At 50.2% G+C, this 11,824-nt stretch carries 12 protein-coding genes; 1 reads left to right on the plus strand and 11 read right to left on the minus strand.

Annotated elements, in window-relative coordinates; translation table 11 throughout:
- Nucleotides 1-26 precede the first annotated feature (26 nt).
- Nucleotides 27-575 carry a cob(I)yrinic acid a,c-diamide adenosyltransferase gene (locus tag JNK54_09295; protein MBL8024457.1) on the plus strand — a complete coding sequence of 183 codons (549 nt, stop codon included), beginning with the start codon at nt 27-29 and terminating at the stop codon, nt 573-575.
- A gap of 31 nt (nt 576-606) precedes the next feature.
- Here JNK54_09295 and JNK54_09300 read toward each other — a convergent pair whose 3' ends face one another.
- The 11 genes from JNK54_09300 to JNK54_09350 form a co-directional block, all read right to left on the minus strand.
- Complete coding sequence (locus tag JNK54_09300) at nt 607-1,392, minus strand: hypothetical protein (GenBank protein ID MBL8024458.1); 786 nt, start codon at nt 1,390-1,392, stop codon at nt 607-609.
- A gap of 40 nt (nt 1,393-1,432) precedes the next feature.
- On the minus strand, nt 1,433-3,136 hold the full coding sequence (ilvD, locus tag JNK54_09305; protein MBL8024459.1) for a dihydroxy-acid dehydratase: 1,704 nt from the start codon (nt 3,134-3,136) through the stop codon (nt 1,433-1,435).
- 11 nt (nt 3,137-3,147) lie between these two features.
- Nucleotides 3,148-3,981 carry a transglutaminase family protein gene (locus JNK54_09310; protein MBL8024460.1) on the minus strand — a complete coding sequence of 278 codons (834 nt, stop codon included), beginning with the start codon at nt 3,979-3,981 and terminating at the stop codon, nt 3,148-3,150.
- On the minus strand, nt 3,978-4,670 hold the full coding sequence (locus tag JNK54_09315) for an HAD family phosphatase (GenBank protein ID MBL8024461.1): 693 nt from the start codon (nt 4,668-4,670) through the stop codon (nt 3,978-3,980). Before JNK54_09315 ends, JNK54_09310 begins: the two co-directional genes overlap by 4 nt.
- Entirely contained in the window at nt 4,664-6,097 is a 1,434-nt protein-coding gene (locus tag JNK54_09320; protein ID MBL8024462.1) for an FAD-dependent oxidoreductase, read from the minus strand. Before JNK54_09320 ends, JNK54_09315 begins: the two co-directional genes overlap by 7 nt.
- 61 nt (nt 6,098-6,158) lie before the next feature.
- Complete coding sequence (locus tag JNK54_09325; protein MBL8024463.1) at nt 6,159-6,767, minus strand: peroxiredoxin; 609 nt, start codon at nt 6,765-6,767, stop codon at nt 6,159-6,161.
- Nucleotides 6,768-6,796: 29 nt separating this feature from the next.
- Entirely contained in the window at nt 6,797-8,536 is a 1,740-nt protein-coding gene (gene thrS, locus JNK54_09330) for a threonine--tRNA ligase (protein MBL8024464.1), read from the minus strand.
- Nucleotides 8,537-8,685: 149 nt separating this feature from the next.
- Nucleotides 8,686-9,684 carry a transposase gene (locus JNK54_09335; protein ID MBL8024465.1) on the minus strand — a complete coding sequence of 333 codons (999 nt, stop codon included), beginning with the start codon at nt 9,682-9,684 and terminating at the stop codon, nt 8,686-8,688.
- A 31-nt stretch (nt 9,685-9,715) separates the two neighbouring features.
- Complete coding sequence (locus JNK54_09340; GenBank protein MBL8024466.1) at nt 9,716-10,132, minus strand: hypothetical protein; 417 nt, start codon at nt 10,130-10,132, stop codon at nt 9,716-9,718.
- Nucleotides 10,133-10,377: 245 nt separating this feature from the next.
- On the minus strand, nt 10,378-10,701 hold the full coding sequence (locus JNK54_09345; protein ID MBL8024467.1) for a hypothetical protein: 324 nt from the start codon (nt 10,699-10,701) through the stop codon (nt 10,378-10,380).
- Entirely contained in the window at nt 10,698-11,801 is a 1,104-nt protein-coding gene (locus JNK54_09350; protein MBL8024468.1) for an RHS repeat-associated core domain-containing protein, read from the minus strand. The genes JNK54_09345 and JNK54_09350 overlap by 4 nt, the downstream gene beginning before the upstream one ends.
- Between the last annotated feature and the right edge of the window lie 23 nt (nt 11,802-11,824).

An 11,824-nucleotide genomic window follows, 5' to 3' on the forward strand; every position in this document is an offset into this window, starting at 1 on the left:
GTGGTCGGAAAGGGTAAAATGATCCCATGAAAATTTACACAAAGGTTGGCGACGGTGGAGACACCTATTTGTTTGGAGGTCGGAAGCTTCGAAAAGATTCCCCCCGTGTGAAGGCCTATGGGGTGGTGGATGAGTTGAACTCTGTTCTTGGGTGGGCCGAAACGGAAACAAAAGCGCTGTCCGTCCGTCGATCCATTTCCATCATTCAAGAAGAGCTTTTTGTTTTGGGGGCTGATCTCTCGACCCCACGGGATGCCCCTGACTCCAAGAAAATTCCCCGAATTGGACCCGTTCAGATTGAACGTTTGGAACGGGAAATGGATACCCTTTCGCGCCATTTACCAGAACTTAGAAACTTTATTCTTCCTGGGGGGGCCGGGGGTGGTGCCTTGCTTCATCTCGCCCGGGCGGTTTGTCGAAGGGCCGAAAGGAGTTTAGTCGTTCTCTTAAAAAGGGACCAATCTTTTTTACACGCTCAAATCTATCTCAATCGTCTTTCCGACTGTCTTTTTTTGTTGGCCCGGACCGGGAACCAAAAGGCTCGTTCGCCTGAGAAAATATGGAAACCAACTTAAAATAATCACAGATGCTAACGAAAGGAGCCTCCTACGTCGTCAGGACGGCCCAGCCTTGGCCGGGGGCTCCATCATAAGCGTGGAGGGCGAAGCGGGTGGTAGGGCCGAGGACTCCGAGCATGACGTAGAGATCGCTTAAATCGGCGGCGGGGTTTCCGACTCGGATCCAATAGGGGTCCATTTTCTTTATCTCAGGTCCCTTGCCATCTCGCAAACAATTCAACACTTTTTGGTCGAAGATGACGGCCGCCATTCCGTCTTCCAAATGGAGGCAGGCGGTGAGGTTATGGGAGAGCCCTCCTCCCCCAAGGATCAACACGTTCTTTCCTGATTTTTCAATGGCTTGGCGAATGACGCTTCCCCACTTGAGGCATGTTTCTAAAGAGAGTTCGGAAGAAGAGAGCGGTACGATTGGTTTTTCTCCATTTGGAAAGAGAACTTTGAGCGGGACCGCGGCCGCCACGTCGGCCCAATGGTGGCAAGCTTGAACGGGAAGCCCGTCCTTTTTCCCCGCCTCAATTAATTGTTGGGCCAGTGCTGGATCCCCGGGGCAATTGTAACGGAGATCCACCGGGTAACCGGAAAAATCATTTTGGGCTGAATGAAATGCACTGGGTTCCACATAGAACCCTGAACGGGCGATCCAAAAGGGTGAGAGGACGATGACCGTGTCTACTTTGTTTTGGCGAACGGTTTTTCCCACTTCGCGAAGTGACTTTAGAACCGCGGAGGGGTTGTCGAGCTCTCCTTCGAATACCACAGGCCATTGGGGAACAATTATTCCCGAAACCGTTCCCAGTCGCCGATCGTCTTTCATCGGAGTCCGAGGGTTTGAAAGGACGGGCATTGGGGGTGGGTTAGCGAGGGACCCGAAGCACCGCTCCTTCGGAGCCAGAGGTGACCAGGGCGGCGTAACGGGCAAGCCAGCCTCCCGGGTTATCTGTTGATTTTCGGGGCTTCCAGGCTTTCTTTCGTTTCATCAATTCTTTGTGGGAGAGTGCGACAGAAAGTTCCTGTTTTTCAGCATTGATGGTTATAAGGTCTCCATTCTTTAATAAAGCAATAGGACCACCCACGGCGGCTTCGGGGCAAACATGACCCACCACGCGGCCGTGGCTCCCCCCAGAAAACCTTCCGTCTGTTAACAAGCCGACCTTGTCCCCCATTCCTTTCCCAGAAAGGATCGCTGTTAACGACAGCATTTCCCTCATTCCCGGACCACCCTTGGGGCCTTCGTAACGGACGACCACGACATCGCCCGGTTTAATGGATCCTTTCAGGGCGGCGGCCGTCGCCGCTTCTTCTCCATCGTAAACTTTGGCTGGACCAGTGATATGTGTATTTGTCAGTCCCCCCACTTTGGCAACGGCCCCTTCTGGCGCCAAATTTCCCTTTAAGACCACGAGTGGTCCTGTGGGTCGGAGGGGATTCTTTGGGTCCCGGATAACTTTTTGCCCCGCCGTTAAGTTGGGATAAGAGGCCAGGTTTTGGGCCAATGTTTTTCCAGTGACGGTCATGGTTTTCCCATCAATCATTCCATGTTTCAACATGAGTTTTAATATGGCGGGAACCCCTCCCGCTTTATGGAGGTCGTACATCACATACTGACCGGAGGGTTTTAGGTCCGCCAGGTGTGGCGTCCGTTTGGCAATTCTATTAAAGTCCGCCAGTTCAAGTTTGAGACCAAAAGCGTTGGCAATGGCCAAGAGGTGAAGGACGGCGTTGGTGGACCCGCCCAAAACCATCACGAGAGCGATGGCGTTTTCAAGGGATGTTTTCGTTACGATGTCCCTGGGTCGGATCCCTTTCTTGATCAGGTCGACCACGGCTTTCCCCGCTGATTTGCATTCTTCGGTTTTTTCATTGGACTCCGCGGGATGGGAGGAGCTTCCAGGAAGACTCATTCCCAAGGTTTCTATGGCGGAGGCCATGGTGTTTGCGGTGTACATTCCGCCACAGGATCCGGGGCCGGGGCAAGCGGCGCATTCAATCCCCTTTACGGTTTTTTCGTCAATGAGATTGTTGTTGAATTGCCCAACGGCTTCAAAGATACTGACGATGTCCACGTCTTTTCCTTGGAACTTTCCAGGAAGGATCGATCCTCCATAAACGAACACGGAAGGTAAATTTAGGCGCCCCATGGCCATGAGGCACCCAGGCATGTTTTTGTCGCATCCCCCAATCGCCACGAACCCATCCATTCGTTGAGCGCCGACCACGGTTTCAATGGAGTCGGCAATAATTTCGCGGCTGGGGAGGGAATACCTCATTCCAGGGGTGCCCATGGATATCCCATCGGATACGGTGATCGTATTGAAAATTTGGGGAGAACCACCGCCGGCCTTGGCCCCAGCTTTGGCACTTTCCGCGAGCTTATTGATGTGAATGTTGCATGGCGTAATCTCACTCCAGGTGCTGGCCACCCCAATCAAGGGTTTGTTGAAATCCTCGTCCGTGAAGCCCACGTCTCTCAACATGGCACGGTTCGGAGCGCGGTAAATGCCCTCCGTAATGGCACGACTTTGAGCTCGCAAATCTTGGGATTGGGATAATGGGGGCATGGGGTTTCTCCTCACTTTAACTCTTTCATTATAATTTTTTGTAATTTTAGAATTTCCGAACGGTCTGTGGTGTTCGGGGCTTTCCTTAAATAGAGTTCCAAGTCGGCTAAGGCCGGTTGGAGGTGTTTGAGATGATATCGCACTAACCCGCGGTCACGAATCTGTGACCAATCCTCGGGCGCGAGAAGGACCATTTTGTCTATGACCGCGTGGCCCTTCGCAAAAGAACGGGATTCCATATAAATGTTCTTTAAATTAATAAGCACGCGCAAAAGGATCCCGCGCGGGCCAATGGGCGTAAAATGAGCTGGCGTGAGGGGCATTTTACCATCGAAGATTTTAGCAACCCGCTCGGCACATTCTTTTTCATTCAAAAGCTGGCCTTGGTGGAACGGGTCCACATAAAATGTTCGTCCAGGCGTGACCAGGCCCGTTATAAAATGACCGGGAAGCCCTATCCCCACGAGGGGGATGTCAGCCCGTCGAGCCACTTCCATATAGAGGAGCGAAAGGGTAATGGGAATGCCTACGCGTCTGTCCAACACTTCGTTCAAAAAACTGTTCCGTGGATCGTAATATTCTTCTGAATTTCCTTTAAAACCTTCCTCGTCAAAGAGGACTCCGTTCAGTGCGGCAATGGTCCCAATGGGGTCACGCCCGAGGCTGAGGCGTTCTGTTACGCGGGAAGAGTAGGCGGCCAACTTGTCCAGATAGGGTTGTGGTGCGAGCGTGGGATACTCGTCTTGGGCCATGAGCAGGGCCGCTCGAGCTAGATCAATGGTGGTTTCGTTCCCTTTGATCAGGTGGGAGAGTTCCTCGCGTGGGGTGCGGCCGGTTTCGGTCACGGGATGGAAGTGGAAAAGAGACTCTCGAGATCTTTCAGTCGGAGCGCGGTTAGGACAGGGGCCACGCGATCGGCAGTGGCCAATTCCTCTGCGGGGTAGGTGGTTGTCACCGCGACGACTTTCATTCCAGCCCCCTGAGCGGAAAGGAGCCCATGTTTGGAATCTTCAACCACTAAACATTCTTCCGGTTGAATGTTTTTTTGGGGGTATTTGAGGTTCAATCCTTCCAGTGCTTTCAGATACGCGTCCGGAGCGGGTTTTCCCCTTAGGACATCTTCAGCGGCCACCACCACGTCAAAGTAATGCCGTATTCCAGCCGCTTCGATCATGAGGAGAACTTCTTCCCGCAACGCCCCCGAGGCCATGGCCAGCGGATACTTTTGAGAAACCGCCATCACAAATTCAACGACACCCGGAAGGATTACGAGATTCTGCGCGGCTGTTTTTTTGTATAGAGCTGTTTTTTTAGCAATCAATCGATCGCGATCCCGTTCGCTTAGTGGTTTCCCCCGTGACGCATACACCGCGTTAAAACAGCCGCGATCATCCATGGCCAGATATTTTTCTACATATTCGGTTTGTGATAAGGGAACGCCTTCCTCTTCAAGGACCTTTTGAAATAGAGAAAAGTGCAAATGTTCTGAATCGGCAATCACTCCATCGCAATCAAAAATAATTGCTTTTAACATGGGACACACTCCTTTGCTTCATGTCGTGCGGAACCCGATGGGGTCAGGTGGGCCAAGGCGAGCGCGGCGGCTTGGTGACCGCTTCGTGTGGCGGCTTCAATGGTGGGTGGAAGGCCCACATCCACCCAATCTCCAGCAAGAAAAAAATTGGTTAAAGACGTTTGGACCTTGGGACGGGAGCGATGAAACAACGGGGTTGGGGTCGGGGTGGCGTGTCGTTCCCATAGGACAGAGGCGTGAAACGGTTCTTCTTTGAAGTCTGGAAACGCCCGCCGGAGGTCTTCCCGGGCCATCTCGATTAACTCTGTCGAAGATCTGTTTTCATAGGAATTTGCCGCGCTGATCACCGCAGAGATCTGTCCACTGGCCGTAGGGCCCCAAAGAGTTTCGCGGTTAAACACCCACTGGAGATTCAGGTCCAAGAGTCCAATGAGAGGTTCTTGAAAAGGCGTCTTTTTAAACCAAAAGTTGATCGCCACAATGGGCGAATGGGGATGATTGATCAAAGGAGCCATAGCAGCGGATAGAGGGACAGGGATGATTCGCAGCGCGGCGTGAAGCGATGTGGCGAGGATGAAAATGTCAGCCTTCACAGGTTCATCCCCATAAATCCCAACCGAGGTCACCCGATTCCCCTCAACGTTAAACCCTGTCGCTTTTTGTCTCAAGGCCAGTCTGCCTTCCGCTCGCTGAAGGTAGGGACCCAATTCCATCGACCAAAGCCGATTGAGCGAGAGGGTGGCGTGTCCTAGGGATCGGGAATCTCCTTTAGCGAAAAGGCATTCTTTTAAGACAATGAGCAGGGAAGCGGCCGCGGCCTGATCGGTGTGTTCGTTCAAGGTCGCTAGGCAGAGAGGGTCCCAAAACGCTCGTCGGGCACCTGGGGTTTGTCCCAAATAGGAAAGCCATTGTGAAACGGTCAAGTCGCTTACACGTCGGGTGGAAGCGATGCGCGAGCGCGTCAAGCCCCAGAGTAAGGACAGGCGGTCTTTCACTGTCAATTCGCTAAAAAAAACTACTCCTCCCGCCAATCCGATGTTTCCAGAAAATAATCGGGGTTCTAAAATAGACTTTTTTCCTAACCGATTGATAAAAGGTATTCGTAATGATTTTGAAAATCGAATTCGGTTTTCCACGCGCAACCGACGGAGGAATGTCCGGGTGTCACGATAGGCCCCCATGAGGAGATGTTGGCCATTGTCCACGTCCTGTTTGGTGACACCATCTTTAAATGATGACGTCCGACCACCCAAGGTGGCCCGTTCTTCAATGAGTGTCACGGCCACACCGGCTTCTGCCAGCGCTGAAGCCGCACTGGCTCCAGCGAATCCTCCCCCGATGACGACGGCATGAAACCGCTCCCCACCTGAATCTTCGGAGTGGGCCGTGTTATTAAATGTTGGTTGCTTTCGTCTCGTTTCCACCATAATGGAAACACCCCCACTCCCCGTTTGGTGTAGGAGAGTGGGGGTGTTTAATTAAATAAGGCTACTTCAGCGCTTCCGCCACGCGGCCGACGAGGGTCGCTTCGTTCTTGGCGGTTTTCAGGGTTTTCCCCCCTTGACTCCAGTTGGCAGGACACGCCTCTTCAGGGTGGGTGGCGAGATAGGCGTTGGCTTGGGCTTTTCGGAGTAGTTCCGCGGCGTTCCGGCCCACGTTATAGAAGTTGACTTCACTGGAAGCCAGCTTGCCATCAGGGCTGATGATGAACGTTCCACGAAGGGCCAAACCTGTGGCCTCATCGTAGACGCCGAAAAGGCGAGAAACTTTCCCTGTTGGATCCGCGGCCATGGGGAATTTTAACCCAGCCAAAAGCTTCTCTTCCCGTTGCCAAGCCAAATGAACGAACTTGGTGTCTGTGGAAACGGAGACGATTTCGGCGCCAGCTTTTTCCATTTCTTCGTATTTCGTGGCCACGTCGGCCAACTCGGTTGGGCAAACGAAGGTGTAATCGGCGGGGTAGAACACCAACACAGTCCACTTTTTCTTCTTCTTGAGTTCAGCCAAAGAAACTTTTTCAAAGGCGTGGCTCTTGGGGTTATATGATTCCATCTCAAAGTCTGGAACCTGCTGACCAACTCGAACGATGTCACTCATGGAATTCTCCTTTTTTAATGAATATAAATTTAAGATTTATCTGTAACGAGGGTCTTTATGAGATTCATAAATTCTTCCAGGGGCATGGAACCTAAATCTTTCCCCTCCCGCGTTCGAACGGAAACGGATCGTGATTCAGCTTCCCGTCCCCCGACCACAAGCATGAACGGAACTTTTTGTAGGGTCGTCTCACGAATCTTAGCGCCAATCTTATCCGCCGCCGTATTGACTTGAACCCGTAAACCGGCCTTTTTTAATTCGGTATAGACCTGATCCGCGTAAGGCAAAAACTTATCAGAAATGGGAAGAACCATGGCTTGGACCGGTGCCAACCAAGCAGGGAACGCTCCCGCGTAATGCTCGATGAGAACCCCAAAGAACCGTTCCAGCGACCCCAAAAGCGCCCGATGGATCATGAACACCTGAGTTTCCCCACCCTTTTCGTCTCGATAGTTAATATGGAATCGTTCCGGGTTATTAAAGTCCACTTGCACAGTTGAACACTGCCATTGTCGGCCCAAGGAATCTTTGATTTTGAGATCAATTTTAGGGCCATAAAAGACTCCCTCACCCGGATCAATGGTGTAGGGCAATCCAACGGTTTCTAATGCTTTTTTTAAAGCGCCTTCCGCATGGGCCCATCCCTCTAAGGTGCCCGAATATTTATCAGGACGTGTCGAGAGTTTGACCTCGTATTCTTTGAATCCAAACATGGAGAGAATTTCTGTGATGATCTTTAATGTGTCAATGACTTCCTGTTCCACCTGATCCGGTCGACAAAAAATATGGGCATCATCCTGCGTAAAACCACGGACGCGCATGAGACCGTGAAGAACACCGCTCCGTTCGAACCGATACACTGTGCCAAATTCAGCGTATCGTATGGGGAGTTCCCGGTAAGAATGAAGAGCCGATTTGTAAATGAGGATGTGGCCCGGACAGTTCATGGGTTTGAGCAAAAACTCTTGGTTTTCCAAGTCCATGGCCGGGTACATGTTGTCCCGGTAATAATCCAAATGCCCGGACGTTTTCCAAAGAGCCGAGCGAGCCACGTGGGGAGTATAAACAAAATCGTAGCCATGGGCGCTCAAATAGTCCTTCAGCGTGTCTTCAACGATTCGGCGGAGAACCGCTCCTTTGGGGAGCCAATAAACAAACCCAGATCCCCCCTCTTCATGTTCAATGCTGAAAAGACCGAGTTTCGGGCCCAGGTCCCGGTGATCCCTCTTTTTAGCCTCTTCCACACGAGTCAGGTAAGCGTCCAGTTCTTCTTGGGTGGGCCAGGCGGTTCCGTAAATACGTTGCAACCGCTCCCGTTTTTCATCCCCCCGCCAATACGAGCCTGCTATCTTTGTGAGTTTAAAATGTCGAATGGATCCCGTTGTTTCCACGTGGCCACCACGGCAAAGATCTGTGAAGTCACCATGGGAGCAATAGGTGACGGTTGGTGAGCCCAGGTCCTCAATCAGCTCAACCTTGTATTTTTCGCCTTTCCCGGCCCAAAACTTTTTCGCTTCTTCGGAGGTATGGGTGCTCATGATGAAGGGATGGTTTCCCTTAACGATTTCACGCATGCGTGCTTCAATCTTGGGTAGGTCTTCTGGGGTGAAAGATTGGGGACTATCAAAATCATAATAAAAGCCATCTTCCACAGGCGGGCCAATGGTGATTTTTGTCCCTGGGAAAAGTTCTTGGACAGCTTGAGCCATGACGTGAGTGGTCGAATGACGCAAGGCGTCCATATCAACTTTCGAGGTTTCAGTGGACATTTTCGGTATCTTCCTTGGAATAAAAATGGTGGGGTTCTCTCATTGGGCCCGAAAATTGAGGACACCCCGGAGCTAAACACGGAAATTTTATTAACTTTCCCAAATATAGCACATAAATTTCGGGATGCATACCGTATTGGGGGACGTTCTCAACTAATCAACTTACTGAGCTCTGGGATCGATTCGAGAAAATCTCTTCCTCGTTCCTTTGCTTTCGATGCCGCCTGCACACTCATTCCAGTCATCTCCGCCATGGATTTACATGACATACCCTTATACCCTGTCCCGAGGTATATTAATAGGGCCTTCGCTTCGCTCACGGCTGAGCGGCGCCCTTTTCTCAACAGGTCCCTCTTGTCAATATTCATCGCTTTCGCAACCTTTTCCGTAAGGTCCTCGATCGTTAGATTTACCTTTACCAACGACTCTTTTTCCGCCTCTTTCAATACAGATTCCACAAAATCACCACTCCCCAATATTCGATCGTCATAGGCCATCTTGGGTTCTCTTTGCAGGCCCCCCCACTGTCCTGGTTTCCTCCCTAAACTACGCAAGAGGCCTCCGCCTATCAGATCTTCCCTTTTCCCTTGACCAAGGCCTTCTTTGACAAATGCCAGGTAACGCTTTTGTGACTCACGTCGTGTCGAACCAAAGCTTCGAAGAACATCATCAACCTCTTGCCACTTCCGCGGTTTGTGGTCCATCAGGGTCCCATGGCCAGCCCAGGGAAATAATTTCAGGTTATCCAGGGTCTTAACAATTCCAGCTCGCACGGGGTTCAGATGAATGTATCGGACAAGTTCAATGAGGTAGGAATCTCGATCGCAAAGAATCGATTTGTATCGGTTTTGGAAAAGATGTCCAGATCGACGATACCGCCGGTTAAAATACCCCACATACCCAGTCATTAGCCTCCGCATCAGGGGGGCAGCGGTTCCCTGGGGGCCCGACTGAATCAGAAGGTGAAAATGATTTGGCATCAAGACCCAGGCGAGACATCGGCATTTCGACTTTTCCAAACCAATTCGCAGACGTTCAAGGAATTCAGAATAATCAGCGGCATCAAGAAATATCTTGCGCCGTTCGTTTCCCCGCGCAATGACATGAAAGAGACCACCAGGAATCACAAGGCGTGCGCGTCGAGGCATGGCCCAATAATAAACATTTCAACGCACACAGTCAACTTAGTTGATTAGTTGAGAACGTCCCCCTATCGTCTTTATAGGGTTTGTTGTAGAGAATTGCTTTGTAAATATAAGCTCTGAACAAACCCTCTGTATCAGAAGGCCACTCCATTGTTGACGGAAAAATACGAAGATGCGTAATTAGAGGTCCCTTTATCTTCCCCTTTTCACACTTTTGTACGTTAAAATCGAATTCGATAAAATCAAACCTTGATGGATCATTGTTTTGTTGGTGTTTAACAATATTAGTAAGAGTTCCAACTACAACCAAAGAAGCATCCTCCCAACTTTTCTTTTCGTCAAATCCCCCGTTTTTATCGAAATTTTCTTGTTCATCAGGTCCCCTCCCCATCGCCAGAGAATTAACAATTGAAAAAAAACCAATGAACAATATAGCGGGTATTTTTTTCATCTTTGTCTACTTACCAGTCCCATGTCCAAGAATATCCATAGTTGAATGAGTTATTCGTTACATAATCTCCCGGGTGATTGTAACCAAGACCCTATCGGGCTGTACAATTATTGTTCCATCCAAAATTTGACGAAAACAGATAACTTTCGCCACGAGCCGGAACGGCAATCCCTTCGTCAGTGCCGTTGTCGCTGCCGTTGTCATACCCCCCATCGTGGCTGGGGATACTCGACTATTATCCCCCTTTATGGATTAACGATACAGGCGTTTGGATCACCTTCTATCCGCCAGGAAAGGATTTTGTTCGTTTTGGGATCAATTTCAAAAATATAAATACAATCTCCTAAGTGGCTTGACCCCAAATATTTATTCTCTAAATTTCCATTAGGGAGAATTCTCTCCTCAATTAAATCATCCCTATAACCGAACTCATAATCTTTAATCGAAGAGATATCTCTGCCAATTTTACTGTCAATGTGTTCAATGAAGTTCTGTCGTGGGGAAAGAACCCGGCACCCCAATACCCCCACAATAGTAACGATCAAAATATAAAAAATGATTTTCTTCATTTTCGTCCCGCTTCTTCCACCATCATCTGATTTATGATGGAAGTGGACCCCCCACCCAGAAGAGGGATGTATGTATACGCAGCTGCAAATGGCATTGTTGTAAGGTTCGAGGTAAGTGTGAAAGTAACATTATTCATCCATGCGTCATGCAATGCCGCCACAGCATTCATCCCCGGAATCTGGTTTGCAAATCTACTCAAGGCACCTCCCTGTGACCCAAAATCTTGCCAATAATTTCCAGTGAGTTTCTGATTTAAACCAAAAACGTTCTTTCCAAATGGCGGTTGATGATTTGAATTCGCACGAAAATCGTAAGTTCCATCTCCCGAGTTTAGTCCAGGGCGCGGATCAGGTGGCCCGCCTCTCATTTCTGTGTAGGCATATTCAAATAATTTCCCAGTCCCTGCCATAGCCGCACCAATCGCAGCCCCCTTTAGGCCCAGGCTGTTTGCCTCCGCAAAAGTTCCACCATACAATTCAGCCGCCGTCACTCCAGCCGCATATCCTCCCGCAGCACCACCTGAAACTGCCCCCATAAAACCACCAACCCCTGAGCCAAAAGCATTGGATGCGGCGCCACCAATCGCACTGTTAAAGTCAGATGCCACAACACCGGCTGCAGCTCCAGCGGCAAACCCCACAGCTCCCGCTTTTAATATATCACCAAAATTTGATCCACTCGTCAGTGCCGTTGTCGCTGCCGCTGTGACACCCCCCACCGCCGCGTAAGCCCACCATGAGGCTTGAGGACCTATCGCTATCACAGCGACGACAGCGGCGACCTGAATAAACGATTTAAAGAAGTTCTTGAACTTCCAATGCCCTGTTGGATCGATGTAGTTGATTGGATTGTTCTCGACATAACTGTAGCGGTTTAGGTTTTGAGGATTGTAAGGGTTACTAATGATGGGATCCGGGCTGACAAACTTTCCTAGACCAGGATCGTAATATCGCGCATTGTAGAAATATAGACCTGTCGAGTCATCTTGCCTTTGGCCCGTGTACTGCCAATCGGTGCTGGCGGTTCCCTCTCTCTTAAAAAGCCCTCCAAACGGGAGGTATTCCATACTTTGTGTTTGATCACCGGTCGTGTTTGTCATGAGCGACACACTGCCAAGATGGT

The sequence above is a fragment of the Elusimicrobiota bacterium genome (assembly GCA_016788905.1).
In the GTDB taxonomy this organism is placed as follows: domain Bacteria; phylum Elusimicrobiota; class Elusimicrobia; order FEN-1173; family FEN-1173; genus JADKHR01.